The sequence below is a fragment of the Flagellimonas sp. genome (genome assembly GCF_965601775.1).
Classification (GTDB): Bacteria; Bacteroidota; Bacteroidia; order Flavobacteriales; family Flavobacteriaceae; genus Flagellimonas.
The window spans coordinates 308335-327424 of the sequence record NZ_OZ271837.1; the positions used below are offsets into that span (position 1 = coordinate 308335).

Here is a 19090-nt window from a genome sequence, read left to right on the forward strand (position 1 = left end):
GGGATTTTAAAGCTCGTTGGCAAGAGAAATGTACTTTTGAATGCTAACCTTTGATTTTTCTTGGAATGGAACAAAATATAGGGCTTACGACTTTGGTAGTTCACGATTATGATGAGGCCATAGGTTTTTATACCCAAAAAGTCGGGTTTGATTTGGTTGACGATACCATATTGTCAGAAGAAAAAAGATGGGTAGTGGTTAGACCAAAAAATTCTAAAAATAGTGGATTACTTTTGGCAAAAGCAGCCAATTCAGAGCAGAAGAAAAGCGTTGGCAATCAAACTGGGGGTAGGGTATTCTTGTTTTTGGACACCGATGATTTTTGGAGGGATTATAAAAACATGACGGAAAATGGGGTCAGGTTTCTTGAAGAACCTAGGGAAGAAGAATACGGAACTGTTGCGGTTTTTGAAGACCTGTATGGCAACAAATGGGATTTGTTGGAGTTAAAAAAATAAAAACAACGGTTATTTTCTATCCTTTAAACGGTACATAAATTTGTGCCCACTCCACTGGTCATCCACTGCAGCTACTTTGGTGTCAACCAGACCTTGTTCCTGTCCACTTTTCATTACATTAAACTTGTCAATTTCAGTTGGAATTTTGGAAGTTTTTTTAGGCCAACTTACCCAGAGCATCCCGTCTTTTTTCAGGTTGGGCTTTGCCGTAGCCAGACTTGATTCCAATTCTTGAGTTGTTGTGGCGAAAATGTGAATGAAATCAACTTCTGTTTTTTCTGTGGAGCCCACGAATACCACTTCATCTGGAAATTCGTGAAAAAACTCCAGATAGGGTTTGGGTTCATTAAAAACTTGAACAATGAACCCCGGTTTAATACCTAATTTCTTGGCTAATGGGGTTCCCGAGTAACCTGCTGTGCTCATAGGGAAATGAGTTTTAAGGAAAATACAAAATATTTAGCCTTGAGCGAAACTCCTATTTACTACTAGCCATTTTTTTCAAAAAATTATGCTTGTAAGTTCGACCTATTGGTAACTTTTGACCTTGTATTAAGATGATTTCATGGTTCCAAGATTCTATTTTTTCAATGGCCACTAAAAAAGAACGATGAATTCTAATAAAGCAATCCTTGTCCAACTTTTCCAATGTGCTTTGGAGGGTTTGTTTGCTCGATACGACTTTATCCATGAGATGCACCTGTACGTAGTCTCCTTTACTTTCCACGTATAGAATTTCGTTGGGGAAGATTGGGATATTTTTTCGTTGCGATTTGAAATGGATGGGTTTCAATAGCTGTTGTGGCTTTCTTTCTTCCATGGGAAACTTATTAACCGCCTGCAAAAATCTATGGTAAGGAATCGGTTTCACCAAATAGTCAACTACATTGAATTCATATCCCTTAAGGGCATATTGGGTATACGCCGTTGTTACAATAACAGCCGGTGGATTAAGCAGGCTTTTTAAAAAATCAAAACCTCGAATACTGGGTAAATGTAAATCCAAGAAAATCAAATCTACGGGATGGTCCTTTAAAAAAACATGGGCTTCCATGGCATTGTAGCTGATTCCATTAAGCTCCAAATACGAAACCTGAAGAATATAGTCTGCTAAGAGTTCAGCGGCAAGAGGCTCATCCTCTATGATATGACATCTGATTTTTTTCACTAAGGTCTAAAGCTAGTTGTACTGAAAACTGATTGTTCGAAGGTCCTGCTTCCAATGAGAACTCCTTATATTGAAGTTCAAGCTGTCTCTTTAAGTTTTGTAAACCTATTCCTTTTGTATTTACTATTCTGTTGGAATCCATTGAGTTTGTCACTTCAAAAGAAAGATGGGTATCATCGGTTAGTCGTAAGGTAACACTGATTTCCTTATCACCAATATTTTCTGAAGCACCATGCTTAAAAGCGTTTTCTACTAAAGGCAAAAGAAGCAAGGGGGCAATGTAAATACCATCTGTTTCTTTAGCTAAGGAAAGATTCATTTTAAGGGTATCGCCAAATCGTAATTTTTCCAAATCAATATAATGATGTATTAATTCTATCTCTTTGGACAATGGGATATGGTTTTCTGGACTCCCATAAAGCATAAACTTCAACAATTCTGCCAGTTTCAGAATTACTTCTGGGGTTTTTCCTGATTTTTTGCGAGCCAGAACATATAAATTATTCAGGGTATTCAGGAGAAAATGGGGGTTAGTTTGCTGTTTAAGGGCTTTAAGTTCAACATTCAATTTCTGTTTTTCCAGTTCTTTTTCCCTGGTTTTGGCAAGGGCTTGTTTTTGTAACAAAACCAAAGCCGTTCCTATCCCGGCTACCCAAAACAAATCCATTATGGTGGATGAAAGTCTACGCAGTCCAAAAATATTGACGTCCCATGTCAAATCGCCTAACAGTTGAGACTTTACAACAAGAAAAACGAACAATCTGTAAAGCACTGCTGAAGCTCCAAGTCCAAATAGAAACCAGAGAATTTTGACAATTGGGCCTTTATAAAGGGGCAGAACCCAATAAGCTACCCAATAAGTGAAAAGCATTTTTGGAATCAAGGTGCTTATTTGGCTAATAAGGCACATTCGCACTACACCGTAAACGCCTAGATAATCGTATTTTGGATAAGTCCAAAGGTATTCATGATACACCTTTATAAAAATATAGGCTATCCAGAAGGCAAAGTGCCAAAGCAAATAAATGTTGTTTTTGTCCCTCATTGAGTAGGTAAAACTATTAAAAAAGAGGGCTGCGACGCCTAGAGCGAAGTTAAACGACAGGTTTAGGGCGATTAATGCTGTTAAAGCCAATTTGAAAGATTGTTCAGCTACTGAAATGTACAGTCTGCCAGCGGTATATTATTTATTTTCAATGCTTTCCTTTATTTTATTGTATGCTAACAAGGATTACAAACTCATGAATAAGACGTTTCTGATTTTTATGATTATGGTTGGTTATGTAGTCAATATGCTGGCTCAGGAGTTGGATTATGAGACCAAGAAGATGGAAATTGAGTCAGCCATATTGGCAAAGAATCGAAAAATGGAACTCTACTATCCAAAAGAAAAATCGAATGCTCAGATTGCTTTTTATGTGCTGGACGGCAACTGGAACCATGAGTTGGTCCAAGGAACCCTAGGTCATTGGATTAAATGGAATTTAATGCCCAAAGCTCTAGTCGTCTCTATAGATAATATGGGAAGTAGAACAAGGGATTTAACCCCTACTAAAGATGACACAAGGTTTCCTGGAAGTGGTGGGGCACATTCATTTCTTGAATTTATAGCTGATGAGTTGAAACCTCAAGTGGAAAAGGAATTTGAAAACGTACATTACAATGTGTTGGTAGGACACAGTTTCGGAGGCTTGTTCTCATTGTTTGCATTAAAAGAACAACCCAATTTATTTGATGGATATATCGCTATAAGTCCATCGGTGTGGTGGAAGGATAACTATATGTATGGAGATTTTAATGCGAGGGAAAATGACCAAAAACCATTTGTCTACATAACGGCAGGGACCGATGATAGGGGCAATACACAGGCCAGCAAAGATTTCGTGGCTTGGTTGGAAGAAGAGGGTTTGTCGCAGAATTTGGAATTACATTCTGAAGTTATGGGAGGGGAAGATCATTTTAGCAATGTGCCCATTTCATTGCACCGAGGTTTAGGGTATCTGTTCCCAAAACGGAAATGGGCAAATGATATGGTTTCTGTTTATGATTCCCTGGGTTTGGAAGGTCTTAAAGTAAATATAGTCAAGCTTAAAAAGGAGTACGGAGCGCGATTTTTGTTTCCAATGGATGCCATGCTTTCCAAAGCCCTAAGTCTCCATCAAGAGGAGAAGTCCAAGGAAGCAACCGAATTCCTCAAATGGTTGCAAACGCAACAAGAAAGTAACTATCAACCTTCCTATTATTTAGGGTACGTCTTTAAAGGTCAAAAGGATTCTAAAAAAGCCATTGAGAGTTATCAAAGGGCACTTGAAATAGGAGGCATGCCCAATCGGATGAAAACGGTAATTGAGCGTGAAATTCGCCAATTGTTGTCTCCAATGGAAAAAATTGTGGACTTGTCTTCAAAAGAAGTGGAGACTTCTGTGGCATTTAGTCCTGACGAAACCAAAGCCTACGTTTCCAGACATAATGGAAAATGGGGTAGCAGGGAAAACCCACCTTCAAAAATTTATGAATATCGAAATACGAATGGTAAGTGGCAGTTCAAAGGAATTTCCAGTTTTAGTCAGAAGGATACAAAAGACAGTGATTCCGATATCTTTATTTCCTATGATGGTGGGGAGGCCTTTTTCGTATCCACTAGAAGTTATCCAGGCAAAAGTGACGGTAATCCAGATATTTGGAAAAGCAATTTAAAAGAAGGCGTCTGGTCCAATCCAAAGCCTATAAAAACAGTTAATTCTCCAGGGTACGAGGCAAGCCCGGTTACCGATTCTGAAGGAAACCTGTATTTCAGTTCCATTCGGGAAGGGAGCTCGGGACTGGGAGACTTTTATATGGCCAAACTAAATGGTGACGGAACTTATGGTACCCCAAAACTTTTGAAAGGCGAAATCAATGGGATTTCTGGGGAATGGAATCTATTGGTCGCACCAAGTACCGAATGGATGCTTTTTGAATCTTCCGGTCGATCAGATGGATTGTCGGCTTACGGGGATATGTATGTGTCCACAAAAACTGACCAAGGTTGGTCAAAACCAGAACATCTGAGCGAATTGAATACTACGGGATCAGATTTAAACATTCGCTACTTGCCCAATTCCAAGAAATTGGTTTTCATCAGCAGTAAGCAGCTCGAAAACACGGATACGGATATTTATCAAGTGGATTTTAAGGAAATTGAATCATACATCAATAAATCAAATAGAAAATGAAACCATCCATAATTCTTGCATTTTTAGGGATCATTTGTTTGTTCGAATCATGCTCAGAAAAAACAGACTTTGACGAAGACAAAGCAAGAAAAGAAATTTATGAGCTTCACAACGCCCAGCGAAAATATCATTTTGAAAAGGATTCAATTTCCTATGTCAATCAACTATCATCAAATTATATTGAAGTTAAAAAAGGAAAAATAACCAGACCTCGGCTTGAGGAAAAACTGGGTCGTTATCACAGCTACTTTTCGCAAGTGGAATTTTTAAAATGGGATGATTTGCAAGAACCTATTATCCGTTTTTCAGAAGATGGTTCGTTGGCATATACCATTGTGGACAAGATTGTTGAGGTATCCTATAAAGATGAAAACGGTGAGGAAACCATCGGACAAACCCATTTTGCTTGGACCGCCATTTACCGAAAAACCAAGGAAGGATGGAAAGTAGAGTGTGCAATATCCACCAATGAACCGATTTGAAATGATTCGTAAATGAAAAAATTTTGCAGCTTCTTTTTTTTATTGGGTGCTATTTGCCATGGACAAGAAAAAATGGATTTCATCCTGAAAGAAAAGGATTTGATTCCCGAAGGTACCGCATACAATATCAAGGAAAAAACAATCTATATAGGGAGTGTCTACAGACAGAAAATTATAGGTATTGATTCCACGGGCAAAGAATTTGAGGTTATTGGAAGCCAGGATTTTGGAATTTTAAGCCCAATAGGTATGGAATATGATGAGAGCACAAAAACCTTATGGGTTTGTGCGGCATTAGCCCCAATTGTCAATAAATCGGGCGAAGCTGAATGGATAACCACCATTCTTGCATTTGATATGGGGCAAAATAACCTGAAAAAGAAGTACAGGGAGTTTGGTTACGCAACACAACTATTTCTAAATGATCTTACGGTGGCGTCGGACAGTTCTGTATATGCAACAGAAAGTGTGAATGGATGGATTTACAAAATAGACCCTGAAACCGACACCCTTCAAAAGTGGTTGGAATTGGATGGATACACCTTTTCAAATGGAATTGTATATGACCCTTCCGCTAATGTCTTATTCGTTGCTGTTGATCAGGGAATTTTGAGAATTGACCCTAAAACGGAACAATTTCAACTGTTAGATTCCCCCGAGGGGATGAATTCCGGAGGTATTGATGGTCTTTGCCTGTACAAAGACTATTTCATTGGTCATCAAAGTACAAAGATCACGAAGTTTTATTTCAACAAACAGAAAACGAAATTGATTTCGGCAGAAATATTGGATTCGGGAAAGGAATTTGATTCAAGTACCACGGGCGAGCTGGGTGGGGGATACTATCATTACATCGTCAATTCGCAGATACGAAGTGGGGTGAATCAAAAGGCAAAACGGATAAAACCTATGGACAGCCTTGAACCCGTAATTATTCGAAAACTAAAACTTTGATTATACCTTAAAAAATAAAAATGAAAAACCTAAGAATTTTGATTGGTCTCTTGTTGGTCGGCATGTTTGGGGGAAGTGCCCAAGAAAACGACAAGATTTCCACCTTGGATTTTGTTCAAATATTGGATGGGAATCGAGACGAAACCATGTTTTATTTCGAAAACAATTGGAAAATCCTAAGGCAAATGGCAGTGGAACGAGATTACATTCATTCGTATGATGTCATGGAAACCCCTTTTAGTGAAGAAGCCCCTTTCGAATTGATTCTGATTACCACGTATAAGGATGAGGCCCAATACAATTTGAGAGAATCCCATTTCCGGGAACTAATTGAAGAGCGGGGGGAGTTAAAGTTGTTGAATAATAAAAAACCGAATGAATTTCGGAGGACAATTTTCAATAAGGAAAAGGTCAAACATTGGGAATGACCAACACCTAAAAACGAAATACGAAAATGAGGAAAAATGTACTCTTTCTGGTCATGGTAATGATTTGCTTACGTGTTTCTTATGGGCAAAAGAAAATGCTTTGGAAATTCGAAACAGCCGATAGAATTTATTCCACTCCTGTTGTTGAAAGCACTATGATTTTTTTTGGGAGTGGTGATGGGCATCTCTATGCTTTGGAACTTGAAACTGGAAAATTATTGTGGAAATACAAAACCGAGGGTAAAGTACATTCTTCACCATACCTAGATGCTAAGAATATTTTCTTTTCGAGTACCGACGGAAGTCTATACTGCTTAAATAAAGCGGATGGTACACTAAGATGGAAATTTAAATCTGAAGGAGAGAAACAATATGGTTTATGGGATTATTATCTGTCATCCCCACAAGTAAACGAAAATATTGTGTATTGGGGGTCTGGTGACAAACATGTGTATGCAATAGATGTACGATATGGGCAATTGATATGGAAGTATAAGACCGATGACGTGGTTCATGCAGATTCGGTAGTTTATAAGGAGTCTGTATATATTGGAAGTTTTGACGGTCACTTGTACAAACTAAATAAGTATAATGGGGCGCTAATTTGGAAATTTAAGACCATAGGTGCCCGTTATTTTCCAAAAGGCGAAATTCAAAGGGGTGTTAGCATTCACAATGACCTAGTATATTTTGGGAGTCGGGACTATAATTTATACGTTGTTGACACCAAAACTGGGACAGGGGTTTGGAATTACCGACAGCCCAGAGGTTGGATTATTTCAACCCCTAAAATACATGGGGAACATGTCTATTTCGGTTCTTCTGATGGACATATGTTCTATTGTTACAATATCAATACAAGCCTTAAGGAATGGGAAGTACCGACGAACATGCGCATTTATTCCAAAGCTAGTTCTTACAAAGATGAAATCATCTTTAGCTCATTTGATGGAAAGATTACAAGTGTAAACCATAAAACTGGCAAATTCAATTGGGTATTTCAAACTGAAGCCAGTAAAAAAAACTATCACAAAATATTTAAACCTGACGGCACTTTTCTTGATGGGTTTGATCTTTACGGTAAGGATTATTTGGAATCAGAAAAGATGATTCACGATTTGGGCTCGATTTTATCTGACCCTGTAGTTTATGATGATAAACTTTATTTTGGGAGCTCTGATGGCAATCTGTATGCGGTATTACTCAAATAGCAAAACAAAACTAATAAACAGGGTTTTGGCATCAAATACCTGAGCCTATTTTTATGTTGATTAATCATTTACATCCGTTTACAAACGGAAACAATTGTTTTTGAACCGATTTTAGCAATCTGTACCTTTTAAGTTTGCCTTGTCGAATGATGCAATTCGATGGTATTAACTGTTTAACGCTAAAATTAAAATTATGAATGCACTGAAAAACAAGGTACAGTTGATTGGAAACCTAGGAAACGATCCTGAAGTAATTATTTTGGAGAATGGAAACAAGCTGGCCAAATTCTCCATGGCTACTAATGAAAGCTATAAGAATGCAAAGGGGGAACGTGTAACGGAAACCCAATGGCACAATGTAGTCGCTTGGGGAAAAACAGCTGAAATCGTTGAGAGCTACCTAGTCAAGGGCAAGGAAGTTGCCGTTGAAGGAAAACTTACCTCAAGAAGCTATGAAACCAAGGAGGGAGAGAAGCGCTATATTACTGAGATACAGTGTAAGGAACTACTAATGCTGGATAAATAGATATCCACGTAAATCATCGATGAAAGGGGCAGTATGCCCCTTTTTCTTTTATTATCAAGGATTTAACGATAAATTAAAATAAAATTAAGTAACCATTGCATAACATTGTCGTCTATTGATAAAAGCAACGTAAATAATGAAAAGGAGTTATTTGTTTTTGGGAATATTGCTAGTTGGTCTTAGCTTCCAGGTCCAAGGACAAACTGCTTTGACAGATACTAAGTTACTCCGCTTTTATGAGGATTTGGCAATTAGGGATGCCATCTATGAACAGGGACTTCAATTGGACCACCAAGGCGAGTTAGACTATTGGAACGATCAAGAAAACTTTGAACGAGAGTTGGGTAAATCGAACTTTTCCTTCTACTTGGTGTATATGAAGGGCAAAAAAGAAGCACATCGCAAATATCTTCAGGAATGTGATGGGGCATGTGATCATAGTGATGTGTATTGGAATAAAATGAGAAACTATCTGTCGGTACCCGACGCCTCTGAATTCTTCAGTACTAATCTTGAAAAGGTGGCTCAATCCAGTGCTGTAAAACAGTAAAAGAAAAAACCGCCATTGGGCGGTTCTCTATGCAACTTTTTTCAGTAAATCATAACAAGGACAGCGTTTACATCGCTTGCTTTCTGACTTCTTATATTTTTTGCAGCATTTGGTCTTACAATTGGTAAGCGACAGCTCTTTTAGTAAAGCTTTTTCCTTTTTGCTGGCCTTTTTTGTTTTCCCCATCTGAATATCTCAGTGGGTCAAATATAGCTATTTTAAATTAATCTAAATAAATAGTTATTAACACTTATTCACCAGCAGTGTCGGATGCGGCACTCTCTACAGTTAATTGTTGGATATCCCTGTCGAAAAGATAAAGTCCTCCCTTATCGTCCCCAATCAAATTGATTTTATCCAAAACTGTTCGTGCCAAAGCCTCTTCTTCCAATTGTTCAGCTACATACCATTGCAAGAAATTATGCGTCGCGTAATCCTTCTCCTCCAAAGTAATGTGCACTAACTCATTGATGCTTTGGGATACAAAAACCTCGTGGTCAAATAATTTTTGTAACATCTTTTGAAGGGTGCCAAATTCGGTTTCTGGAGCTTTTAAGTCAGATACCACAGCATGGCCGCCTCTCTCATTAACGTATTTTACCAATTTTAGCATGTGCATACGCTCTTCATCAGCATGGCCATACATAAAACCAGCGACACCTTCCAGTCCTTTTACCTCCGCCCAGGAAGCCATGGAAAGGTATACCTGAGAGGATTCCGCTTCTATTCGGATTTGGGTATTAAGCGCTTTTTCTAATCTTTTTGATAACATTTCAATTTTTTTAGTTGAGCAAAATTACAAAATGGACTTGGTTTCAGAACCGGCACCCGGTTATTTAAAATCAGATTACATAAAATCAGAAACGTACCGCAATACCCATGGTCCCTGGTCCAAAGTTGAGGTTCCAACTCAATTTTTTTTGTTGATCATTATACTTTTCCTCATACTTGGAGTTGAGATACTTGTCAATAGACTCTACGATGAAAATACTCAACACCGTGCTGAAAACAACATCAGAAACCCAATGGAAGCGGTCTGTGACCCTTGCCAATGCGGGAATTGAACCCACAGTATAAATTCCCGCTTTTACCCAAGGACTCTTGAATTGTTTGGCAATGGCATAGGCGTTGGTAAAAGCTAGCATGGCATGTCCCGATGGGAACGAATCGAAATTAAAAACCCTGTCCAAGTTAAAAGGGTCATATGTGCTGGAGGATTCTCCGCTCTTTGGACGCGCCCTCCCAATTATTCGCTTGCTAACCTGCTGTAAAAAACCACCTGCCGTGGCCGATGCGATAAGGAGAACCCCTGTGCGTCTTAATTTTTCATTCTTAGTGAATAATCCAGCCAAATAGACCCCTCCTGTCAGCATGTAGTTATTCTCAGGACTACCGTATTCATTTCCATAATCCACCAAAAAATCGGGGATATCATCTCGGAATCCATCCGCCCACTCGTCCAATTCATCATCTACAGTGAAAAGGGCCAGTGTTCCCCCGGCCAAGTAACCAAAGTTTGCCCAGTCGTTTCCTTTCCAGTGAAAGGGACGGCTATAAGCATGACCAATTCCTCCAAAAACGTTACCCATGTCGTAAGTGAAATTATTCCATAGGTTATCTTTCTTTTTGAGTTTTAATTCTTGTGCATGGTGTTGATGACAAATAAGCAACAGGAGTAATAGGGTTATAAGTCGCATAAGGTTGAATAATTAGTGCTTAAAACTAAGTATAAATATCTTGAGCTAGTCTGAAGGTGTTTGCATGTGCTTCAATAATTATTTTAATTTCTGGCGAATACCCGCCTCCCATACTGCATTGAACTGGAATTCCTTTGTCAAAGCAGGTCCGCAGCACAAAACGATCACGTTCTTTACAACCTTCGAGGGTCATTCCCAAGGTTCCGAGTTTATCAGTAGATAGAATATCCACGCCACAGAGATAAAAGATAAAATCAGGTTGAACCGTTTCCAATAACTTGGGAAGGATTCCCTTGAGTTGGGTTAAATATTCTTTGTCCGTTGTGCCCTTTTCCAGAGGAATGTCCAAGTCTGATTTCTCTTTTTTGAAGGGATAATTTCCCCTACCATGCATAGAAAAGGTGAAAACGGCATCGTCGTTTTGAAAAATTTCCGCCGTTCCATTTCCTTGATGCACGTCTAAATCGACAATGAGTACTTTTTGGGCTAGCCCATTGTTAATGAGATATCGGGCCCCAATGGCCTGGTCATTCAGCATACAAAAGGCCTCTCCTCGGTTGGAATAGGCATGATGGGTTCCTCCGGCGATGTTCATGGCAATTCCGTGTTCTATGGCAAAATGGCAACCCTTTATGGTGCCATCGGCAATGATACGTTCGCGTTGGACCAATTCCTCACTTAATGGAAAACCAATTTTCCGTACTTCACTGGGCTTTAATTGAAGTTGGATTAGATTTTGATAATACTCCGTATCGTGACAGGCTAAAATATCTGTATCCTCAGGGAAAGTCGGATTAAAGAAATTATCTGGCGTGCAGGTTCCTTCATGTATTAACTGTCTAGGAAGCAAATCATATTTATCCATCGGAAACCGATGACCTTCCGGTAAAGGATGTTTATAAATGTGATGGTGGGCAATTTTGAGCAAGAATTAGAACTTTAGAAAGGAATATACTTTTGTTTTTTTGTCCAAGCGCCCAAAAACATATCCCCCTTGATAGCTGAACACATCAGCTGCAGTAAATCTTTTTAAACCTTCTTGAACGATGTAGTCATCTATGGTGTAAAAGATGTTTTTTGGTTCATTACCATTTTTTAGTTCAAAATTTTCATCCAAAAGACTAAAAATATATACCGCTCGACTATTGGATACCTTATAAAAAGCTAAAGCCACTGGGTTCACAACAAGCGTAAAACTCCCGAAAACTGCTACTGCCGAAATGGGGTTTACCAAAGCCAAAGTAGTAAGTAAGGGGTCTGTAATTTCTTCCACACTTCCTATATTAATTTCGTAACCTTCTTCCGATTTATGAACTAAAATACCGGGATTGCCAGATGATACTTTTCTTAAGAATTTGGAAGTTCGGTCAAATTCCCTACTGTTGTCAAATCTCCCACCTCTCTGTCGTATTGGGCCTTGTGAAATATATAGGGAATCCGATTTTGAAACTGAATATTCCTTAAGAGTTTTTTGCGCTTGCAAATCAGTAATCCTAACCCTCATTTCTTGAGGGTTTATTTTGAATTGAAATAGGTCGTTACCCATCAAATACGAATTGCTTTTGGATTCTTTTTTTAGTTCTGGTTGAGGAATTTTTAGAAAACCAGAGACGTCTTTTTTCAGATCATATGTGATGATTTGGGTGTATCTGTTATTCAAATCCACAGTTAGGTACATTTTGCCCTCAACAATGTATAGTTTATACAAGGATACCATTGAGTCCAAGGAATACGGAATGTCGTCCTCTACTAATTTTAAATCGGTAATCCCAACAGTGGTTCCTATGGCCAAAAGATGTTTTAACCTTGTTGGATAGTTAGCCTGACCAAGAAATTCAAATGGTGATAAATCAATAACTTTTCTCTTGTAATTTCCTACATTATCGAAAATGTATAAGTAAAATTCCTCTTTCCGATAGGAGGTGGTTAAGATGTGGAATGTATTCGAATGATTAAATCGAGTTAGATAAATTTCGTTCGTTAGTTTCAAGTCAATTTCGAAAACCTTTGACCATCTAGTTTCAAAATCGAATACTATTCCCGCAAACTTACTCTTGTATTGATTGGAATAAAACAAAGTGTATTTTGAACCGTTTATGGTTCCGCCTATCGGAAGCTTGTACTTGTTGGGAAGCTGTTTCGAAAAAAGTCGTCCCTTTTTTTCCAAAGAACTGGTAAAATGATATGCTGAGATATCACTCTTTTTGGTAAGAAATACGGTAAAATCTTCAGTCGACTCATCCACCATGGTAAACGAATCCTGCATCAAAAAGGGAGTATCGGGGTAATCAGTTGAAAACTCAAGTATGGTCTCTTGACAATAGCTGCACCAGCATAGAAACAAGAGTAAAAGACAAAATATCGGTGATTTAACCATTGGCTGTTTAATACAGATCAATTAATGGTTTCCCCATTTTCAACCCTATCTTCATCTGGGTTGAGGAAAACCAATTTCCCGGATTTGTCTTCGGTCATCAAAATCATGCCTTCACTTTCCACACCGCGAAGTTTTCTCGGGGCTAGATTCACCAATACCGTTACTTTTTTTCCAACGATTTCTTCGGGTTTAAAACTCTCCGCAATTCCGGAGACAATGGTTCGGGTATCCAGACCGGTATCTACTTTTAATACCAAAAGCTTATTGGCTTTCGGCATCTTTTCGGCCTCAATAATGGTCCCCACGCGCATATCCATTTTGCTGAAGTCATCGAATGTGATGGTGTCTTTTTGGGGTGTTATTTCTTTTTCCATTTGAGCATTGACTTGTTTGGTGGCTTCCAATTTGTTTAACTGCGCTTCTATTTCTTTGTCTTCTACTTTGCGAAACAAGAGTTCACTTTTGTTGATTTGATGTCCAAAAGGCAACAGAATCTCTTTTGTAGAAACCTCATTCCATACGATTCGCCTTTCACTTGAATTGATATTGAGAATGTTCTTTAGTTTTTCTGAAGTAAACGGTAAGAAGGGTTCACTCAAAATAGCAAGTCCTGTTGCTATTTGCAATGCCACATACATTATGGTTTTGGTTCTTTCTTCGTCTGTCTTTATGAGTTTCCAGGGCTCTTCGTCCGCCAAATACTTGTTCCCCAAACGCGCTAAGTTCATTAATTCTTGACTGGCTTCCCTAAACCGATATCGGTTCAAAGAATTTTCCAAAATACTTGGGAACTCTGCCAAAGAACTTAAGGCATTTTTGTCTTGTTCGAGGAATTCGCCAGGTGTAGGGACTATGCCATTATAATATTTATGCGTAAGAACTACCACGCGATTGATAAAATTCCCAAAAATGGCGACTAACTCATTATTGTTTCGAGCTTGAAAATCCTTCCACGTAAAATCATTATCCTTGGTTTCTGGTGCATTGGCCGTTAATGTATATCGAAGCACATCCTGCATATCGGGGAACTCTTCCAAGTATTCATGTAGCCAAACTGCCCAATTTTTTGAAGTCGATAATTTGTTTCCCTCCAAGTTCAAAAATTCGTTGGCCGGAACATTTTCCGGCAATACGAATTCGCCATGGGCTTTTAGCATACTAGGAAATATGATGCAGTGAAAAACAATGTTATCCTTACCGATGAAGTGAAGTAATTTGGTGTTTTTATCCTTCCAATAGGGCTCCCAATCTTTTCCTTCTCGTTCCGCCCATTCTTTTGTGGAAGAAATATATCCGATGGGTGCATCGAACCAGACATAGAGCACCTTACCTTCAGCATCTTTTACAGGAACTGGAATTCCCCAGTCTAAGTCCCGTGTTACTGCACGTGGTTTCAAACCATCATCTATCCAGGATTTACATTGACCATAAACATTAGGCTTCCAATCATCTTTGTGTCCCTCGATTATCCACTCCTTTAAGAAACCTTCATATCTATTCAAGGGTAAGAACCAATGTTTGGTTCTTTTTAAAGTAGGAATGGTTCCGGTGATAGTGGATTTTGGATTGATAAGATCAGTGGCATTCAAGGATGAACCACAGTTTTCGCACTGATCACCATAGGCCTCATGGTGTCCGCAGACGGGGCATGTACCTATAACAAAGCGGTCTGCCAAGAATTGTTGGGCTTCTTCATCATACAACTGCTCTGTGGTCTCTTCTATAAAATCGTCGTGTTCATACAATTTCTTGAAAAACTCGGAAGCAGTCCTATGGTGTATTTCTGCTGAAGTTCTTGAATAATTGTCAAAAGTAATCCCAAAGTCAGCAAAGGACTGTTTTATTATATGGTGGTATTTGTCAATAATCTCCTTTGGGGAAACCCCTTCCTTTTTGGCTTTCATAGGAATGGCGACACCATGTTCATCGCTCCCGCAAATGAAGGCAACGTCATGACCATTTAGACGGAGATACCGCGCATAGATATCCGCGGGAACATAGACCCCCGCCAAGTGGCCAATATGTATAGGCCCATTGGTATAAGGTAGTGCTGCGGTTAGGGTATATCTAGATGGAGTACCGTCTTGAGACATCATGTAGCTTAATTAAGCCCCAAAAATACAGATTTTGGTATAAGCTAAAGGGTATTTGGAATCAAAAAAGAAACCTCCGAAAGGGCATTCCTAAGATGGGGTGGGAATTGCACAATCGGAGGATTCCAGAGTGTTTGCTTATTGGAGTAAGCTTTACATAATCATTACGGATTTACTCATTCTTTCGCTACCTACGGATATTCTGTAGATGTACTTTCCAGTGGACAGACTGTCTCTCATTCGCTCTCGAATGTTTATTTCTGCCGAACCTTCAAGCATCATTTCATTGAAAACAGTACCTACTTTCTGACCTAGAATATTAAACAATTCAATATCCACATGGGCCGCAAAAGGCATTTCAAGATAAATGTGTGGTGCTCTTGAATTTGGATAATAGGGTCTATGGACAATGGCACTTTCAATGGTTGCATCTGGGTCCATACCATCTGGATCACTTGGTGGTGTATCCGGTAATGTAGGCGGATCGTTATCCATTGCAATATCTGGGAAGTCCACACCACTACAATTAAATCCTAGATTGACAGGATTGTACGGATGATCCAATAAGTGTTGCTCTACCAATGGAATTGGTACACAAAGCCATTCTGCAAGTACAGTGGCATATAAGTCCCTAAAATCCATGGTATAGTCTAGGTTTCCTCGACTGTTTGGACTATCCAACGATGGGTGATCTCCAACAAAGGCACTTCCATTCAATCCAGAACCAAAGAAAAGGGTAGGAGCCGCCTTACCGTGATCCGTACCTAAAGAACCATTCTCAAAAATTCGTCGTCCAAACTCAGAGAAAGTCATACTAAGTACCTGTTCATCCTGTTGCGTGAAACCTAAATCTTCATAGAAGTTGTTGACCGCAATCGATAAGTTGGACATTAAGCGTTCGTGGGCCAAAGGCTGGTTCCCATGTGTATCAAAACCTCCCATGGAAATCATATACACTTTGGTTCCTAAGTTACCTTTAATCAATCGCGCCAATAAAGCCAACTGTCTTGCAAAACCATTGTCTTGGTATTCCACTTGGTTTTGACCTCTTTCGTAGGCTTCATTAATTTTTCCGGCATATTCGTAAGTAGTGTTGGCTACACCTCTTAAGAAACGCAACTGATCACCATACATACAATCGCCAAAAGGAGCGTTTGCGATGTCATAAAACAAACCGGTCTCGGCAATTTCTTCCAACTGATCGATGTTGTTGGTCACAAATGCGTAATTGGTCTCTTCACCTTGGAAAACCAAGTTGGCTATACTACCGATTTGAATGGCTGCAGGAGCTTCTGGCGGATTTATCAGATAGTCAGGATAACATTGCTCAAAATGTCTACCCATCCATCCGGTATTCAAACCAGTGAATCCTGTGGTGGTCAAATCTGTGTTAGCGTAAATGTCCGAACCGGTAAAGTGGGATAAACTTTGATTTTGGTATCCAACACCGTGAACAGCTTTGAACTTTCCTTCTCCCCAAAGGGATTCCAGAGAGTTCATGTAGGTGGGTATACCAAAGTCGTCAGTAAGTTTTAATACCTTACTTTCTGGAATGTAAATGTTGGGACGGGCATTAGCATAAGTGTCGTATTGCTGTACTGGGATTACAGTGCTCAATCCGTCATTTCCTCCGGATAGACGAATCAATACGAGAATATTATCGGTTTCCGCATCGGCAATGGCAGATGTCAAACGAGACGGTGCAGATGCAGTTAATAAATTACTTCCCAAAAACATGGAACCAGAACCTGCAATCCCCAAGGCTTGGAGAAAGGATCTTCTGCTCCAGTTTTTGTGCTCCTGGTCATGGCCTTCATGCTCAAGACCTTTATATGGAGATGTATCGTGAGTGTGGTGAGTATCGCACATAATTGTAGGGGTTATTTAAGTTGAAATTCAGGTTCTCTTGCCATATACTGCAACAACAAGTAAACTTGTGTATCTGCATCATCCAGGGTCATGTTCCAAGATCCGGTTTCGTAGATATTATTGTCTTCGTAAGGTTCCCGGAAAGCAACGATAGCCCTATCGTAATCCGCGTCGGTCAATAAACCTTTTGGTGTAAGCTTGTCGATTATGGCCCTTGCCACCACATTGGGATCAGTTTCCGTGGCACCATTAGCTCCAGTGGCTTCAATACCTAAGGTTCTAAATTGTTCTGGATTGGATTGAAAGAACGCTTGAATAAATACTTCTAAAGTCAACCAGCGACCAATAATGAAATTGGTGTTGATCCACTCCCTATCTCTTTGCCAACCAGCCACATCAAAGGGATCAAACAATTCTTGACCAATCAATCTAGAAGAGTCAATGATGTTCTGTACGATATTGTCATCATACGTAAAATTGGTCTCCTTTAATAGGCCAAGGTATAAATCAAATGGACTTTTAATGATAACACCGATGGCGTCCTCATCAAAAAAGTGCTGACTTTTGAAAAGTTGACGCATTACTGGCGCCAATTCAAAGTTGTTGTTGACAAAGGTTGTGGCCAAACCACTGATGATAGCTTGTGCGTTGCCCATCTCGTCATCAGAGTCTGGGTGCACAAAAAACTCGTAAAGTTTTTTACATATAAAATTGGCTATTTCATTGGGACGTTCATTGAATAAAATATCTATGGTATCATCGTACCCCCAGTTTCCTGTTTGACCAAAAATGGTCTTGTTGTCCGTATTGAAATCATCCGGATTAAAGGTAACCTGGGTACAGCCAACATCTCCCCGATTGGTGTAACCAGAAAGTGATTTTGCGGTTTCAATGATATCTTCTTCAGTATAGTTGTTTCCTTCACCTAAGGTGAAAAGCTCATACAACTCCCGTGCATAGTTTTCGTTAGGGTTATTACCTCGGTTTCTGGCACCATCTAAATAATAGAGCATGGCACTGGTCAAACCAATTTCACTAACAAAAGTTTTAAAGTTACCAAGCGCATTACGCTGTAGACAGTTGATGTAATAGTAAAGAAAAGAATTACATCGATATACATCTATCTCGGTAACAAAATGGTTGTGCCAGAAGAAACTAAGTCTGTCCCTTAGATTGTTGTCCAAAAGAGCGTTTCCGTACGCTGTTTCAAACTCTTCTTGTTGGGCATTACGTAATTGTCTGGCAAGGTCATCATCCGCAGGATAATTATCGTTATTCCAATCTGCCCATAAGGGAGCTGGAATCACGGGTGCAGCTAAGGCCTGGTCTACAAGGGTGTCGACCAAAGCATCAGCAGATTGTCCTACAGCGGCATTAATAGTCTGGACCGAAGCACTAAAACCTAGCCTTCGGTACAAGTGGGCAGCACGTAACGCATCCAATGGAGTTGTATACGGCGCCAAAGTTGAGGAATTACAATTGATAAAGTACTCCATAGCAATGTTCGGCGTTAAATAGGTCCATAGTTTTGGGGCAACTATATGTCTAGCTTAGCGTTGGTGTGGTTCTGAAAAGAGCTCACAAATTACAATGTTAACGTTATGATAAGGGTCAAGCACCAAATTTTTCGACGAAATGCACACTTTTTTTTCTATTTTTCAAAATTTATGGGCCTACACAACGCTTTTGGACGCAAAGGAGAGCAAATTGCCGCAGATTTTTTAAAGAAAAAAGGGTATCAAATCCTTAAACAAAACTATAGGTTCGATAAAGCGGAAGTTGATATCATAGCAAAAATGAACAACTTTTTGGTTATAGTTGAGGTAAAGACAAGAACCTCTGAATTTTTAGAAGACCTTTCACAAACCATTAATCCAGGAAAAATAAAACGGTTGACCAAAGCTGCCAATCACTATGTGTTGGAAAATGATTTAGACATAGAGGTTCGGTTTGACGTGATGGTGATACGCAAAAATGAACGGGGTTTTAAAGTAAAACATATTGAGGACGCTTTCCACTTCTTTTAACCATTTGTTTTATTTATAACAATATGTTATTTTTG

General features: G+C 39.3%; 19 protein-coding genes. 9 read left to right on the top strand and 10 right to left on the bottom strand.

The genetic code is table 11. The annotated features are described in order from the left end of the window. Positions 1-65 precede the first annotated feature (65 nt). A complete protein-coding gene (locus ACSLUF_RS01450; RefSeq protein WP_435624357.1) occupies positions 66-458 on the top strand; it encodes a VOC family protein in 393 nt (130 codons plus the stop codon). A gap of 9 nt (positions 459-467) precedes the next feature. On the opposite strand, the gene ACSLUF_RS01455 is transcribed toward ACSLUF_RS01450, so the two are convergent. The 3 genes from ACSLUF_RS01455 to ACSLUF_RS01465 are packed head-to-tail and all read right to left on the bottom strand — an operon-like array spanning position 468 to position 2671. Continuing rightward, entirely contained in the window at positions 468-884 is a 417-nt protein-coding gene (locus ACSLUF_RS01455) for a DUF3052 family protein (RefSeq protein WP_435624358.1), read from the bottom strand. A 52-nt stretch (positions 885-936) separates the two neighbouring features. Then, positions 937-1626, bottom strand: coding sequence for a LytR/AlgR family response regulator transcription factor (locus ACSLUF_RS01460; protein ID WP_435624359.1), 690 nt, complete (start codon positions 1624-1626; stop codon positions 937-939). After that, positions 1592-2671 carry a sensor histidine kinase gene (locus tag ACSLUF_RS01465; protein WP_435624360.1) on the bottom strand — a complete coding sequence of 360 codons (1080 nt, stop codon included), beginning with the start codon at positions 2669-2671 and terminating at the stop codon, positions 1592-1594. The genes ACSLUF_RS01460 and ACSLUF_RS01465 overlap by 35 nt, the downstream gene beginning before the upstream one ends. A 196-nt stretch (positions 2672-2867) precedes the next feature. On the opposite strand from ACSLUF_RS01465, the gene ACSLUF_RS01470 reads away from it, so the two are divergent. The 7 genes from ACSLUF_RS01470 to ACSLUF_RS01500 all read left to right on the top strand — a co-directional run bounded on the left by ACSLUF_RS01470 (position 2868) and on the right by ACSLUF_RS01500 (position 8992). Further along, positions 2868-4841, top strand: a complete 1974-nt coding sequence (locus ACSLUF_RS01470; RefSeq protein ID WP_435624361.1) for an alpha/beta hydrolase-fold protein — start codon at positions 2868-2870, stop codon at positions 4839-4841. Then, entirely contained in the window at positions 4838-5323 is a 486-nt protein-coding gene (locus ACSLUF_RS01475) for a hypothetical protein (protein ID WP_435624362.1), read from the top strand. Before ACSLUF_RS01470 ends, ACSLUF_RS01475 begins: the two co-directional genes overlap by 4 nt. Before the next feature lie 12 nt (positions 5324-5335). Beyond that, the gene (locus ACSLUF_RS01480) at positions 5336-6277 is read left to right on the top strand and encodes an SMP-30/gluconolactonase/LRE family protein (RefSeq protein ID WP_435624363.1); all 942 of its coding nucleotides are present in this window, start codon (positions 5336-5338) and stop codon (positions 6275-6277) included. Between the two features lie 20 nt (positions 6278-6297). Beyond that, positions 6298-6705, top strand: a complete 408-nt coding sequence (locus ACSLUF_RS01485; protein ID WP_435624364.1) for a hypothetical protein — start codon at positions 6298-6300, stop codon at positions 6703-6705. Positions 6706-6731: 26 nt separating this feature from the next. Beyond that, the gene (locus tag ACSLUF_RS01490) at positions 6732-7916 is read left to right on the top strand and encodes a PQQ-binding-like beta-propeller repeat protein (protein ID WP_435624365.1); all 1185 of its coding nucleotides are present in this window, start codon (positions 6732-6734) and stop codon (positions 7914-7916) included. Positions 7917-8109: 193 nt separating this feature from the next. Beyond that, entirely contained in the window at positions 8110-8442 is a 333-nt protein-coding gene (locus ACSLUF_RS01495; RefSeq protein ID WP_435624366.1) for a single-stranded DNA-binding protein, read from the top strand. 136 nt (positions 8443-8578) lie between these two features. Continuing rightward, positions 8579-8992, top strand: a complete 414-nt coding sequence (locus ACSLUF_RS01500; RefSeq protein ID WP_435624367.1) for a hypothetical protein — start codon at positions 8579-8581, stop codon at positions 8990-8992. 250 nt (positions 8993-9242) lie between these two features. Here the strand turns inward: ACSLUF_RS01500 and ACSLUF_RS01505 are convergent, their stop codons facing one another. The 7 genes from ACSLUF_RS01505 to ACSLUF_RS01535 all read right to left on the bottom strand — a co-directional run bounded on the left by ACSLUF_RS01505 (position 9243) and on the right by ACSLUF_RS01535 (position 18524). Then, entirely contained in the window at positions 9243-9764 is a 522-nt protein-coding gene (locus ACSLUF_RS01505) for a ferritin (protein WP_435624368.1), read from the bottom strand. Positions 9765-9849: 85 nt separating this feature from the next. After that, entirely contained in the window at positions 9850-10689 is an 840-nt protein-coding gene (locus ACSLUF_RS01510; RefSeq protein WP_435624369.1) for a phosphatase PAP2 family protein, read from the bottom strand. A 25-nt stretch (positions 10690-10714) separates the two neighbouring features. After that, positions 10715-11617, bottom strand: coding sequence for a histone deacetylase family protein (locus ACSLUF_RS01515; RefSeq protein ID WP_435624370.1), 903 nt, complete (start codon positions 11615-11617; stop codon positions 10715-10717). Between the two features lie 3 nt (positions 11618-11620). Continuing rightward, the gene (locus tag ACSLUF_RS01520; RefSeq protein ID WP_435624371.1) at positions 11621-12955 is read right to left on the bottom strand and encodes a hypothetical protein; all 1335 of its coding nucleotides are present in this window, start codon (positions 12953-12955) and stop codon (positions 11621-11623) included. Between the two features lie 128 nt (positions 12956-13083). Next, positions 13084-15162, bottom strand: coding sequence for a methionine--tRNA ligase (metG, locus tag ACSLUF_RS01525; protein WP_435624372.1), 2079 nt, complete (start codon positions 15160-15162; stop codon positions 13084-13086). A 150-nt stretch (positions 15163-15312) separates the two neighbouring features. Further along, positions 15313-17028, bottom strand: coding sequence for a DUF1501 domain-containing protein (locus ACSLUF_RS01530; RefSeq protein ID WP_435624373.1), 1716 nt, complete (start codon positions 17026-17028; stop codon positions 15313-15315). Positions 17029-17039: 11 nt separating this feature from the next. Next, complete coding sequence (locus ACSLUF_RS01535) at positions 17040-18524, bottom strand: DUF1800 domain-containing protein (RefSeq protein WP_435624374.1); 1485 nt, start codon at positions 18522-18524, stop codon at positions 17040-17042. Between the two features lie 171 nt (positions 18525-18695). Here ACSLUF_RS01535 and ACSLUF_RS01540 point away from each other — a divergent pair, with 171 nt between their 5' ends. Further along, complete coding sequence (locus ACSLUF_RS01540; protein WP_435624375.1) at positions 18696-19055, top strand: YraN family protein; 360 nt, start codon at positions 18696-18698, stop codon at positions 19053-19055. The last annotated feature ends 35 nt before the right edge of the window (positions 19056-19090 follow it).

Bases quoted from the DNA above. Each gene is read 5' to 3' on its own strand.
- ACSLUF_RS01450 (WP_435624357.1), top strand. From the start codon at position 66: ATGGAACAAAATATAGGGCTTACGACTTTGGTAGTTCACGATTATGAT.
- ACSLUF_RS01455 (WP_435624358.1), bottom strand. From the start codon at position 884: ATGAGCACAGCAGGTTACTCGGGAACCCCATTAGCCAAGAAATTAGGT.
- ACSLUF_RS01465 (WP_435624360.1), bottom strand. From the start codon at position 2,671: ATGAGGGACAAAAACAACATTTATTTGCTTTGGCACTTTGCCTTCTGG.
- ACSLUF_RS01470 (WP_435624361.1), top strand. From the start codon at position 2,868: ATGAATAAGACGTTTCTGATTTTTATGATTATGGTTGGTTATGTAGTC.
- ACSLUF_RS01475 (WP_435624362.1), top strand. From the start codon at position 4,838: ATGAAACCATCCATAATTCTTGCATTTTTAGGGATCATTTGTTTGTTC.
- ACSLUF_RS01480 (WP_435624363.1), top strand. From the start codon at position 5,336: ATGAAAAAATTTTGCAGCTTCTTTTTTTTATTGGGTGCTATTTGCCAT.
- ACSLUF_RS01485 (WP_435624364.1), top strand. From the start codon at position 6,298: ATGAAAAACCTAAGAATTTTGATTGGTCTCTTGTTGGTCGGCATGTTT.
- ACSLUF_RS01490 (WP_435624365.1), top strand. From the start codon at position 6,732: ATGAGGAAAAATGTACTCTTTCTGGTCATGGTAATGATTTGCTTACGT.
- ACSLUF_RS01495 (WP_435624366.1), top strand. From the start codon at position 8,110: ATGAATGCACTGAAAAACAAGGTACAGTTGATTGGAAACCTAGGAAAC.
- ACSLUF_RS01500 (WP_435624367.1), top strand. From the start codon at position 8,579: ATGAAAAGGAGTTATTTGTTTTTGGGAATATTGCTAGTTGGTCTTAGC.
- ACSLUF_RS01505 (WP_435624368.1), bottom strand. From the start codon at position 9,764: ATGTTATCAAAAAGATTAGAAAAAGCGCTTAATACCCAAATCCGAATA.
- ACSLUF_RS01510 (WP_435624369.1), bottom strand. From the start codon at position 10,689: ATGCGACTTATAACCCTATTACTCCTGTTGCTTATTTGTCATCAACAC.
- ACSLUF_RS01520 (WP_435624371.1), bottom strand. From the start codon at position 12,955: ATGCAGGATTCGTTTACCATGGTGGATGAGTCGACTGAAGATTTTACC.
- metG (WP_435624372.1), bottom strand. From the start codon at position 15,162: ATGATGTCTCAAGACGGTACTCCATCTAGATATACCCTAACCGCAGCA.
- ACSLUF_RS01530 (WP_435624373.1), bottom strand. From the start codon at position 17,028: ATGTGCGATACTCACCACACTCACGATACATCTCCATATAAAGGTCTT.
- ACSLUF_RS01535 (WP_435624374.1), bottom strand. From the start codon at position 18,524: ATGGAGTACTTTATCAATTGTAATTCCTCAACTTTGGCGCCGTATACA.
- ACSLUF_RS01540 (WP_435624375.1), top strand. From the start codon at position 18,696: ATGGGCCTACACAACGCTTTTGGACGCAAAGGAGAGCAAATTGCCGCA.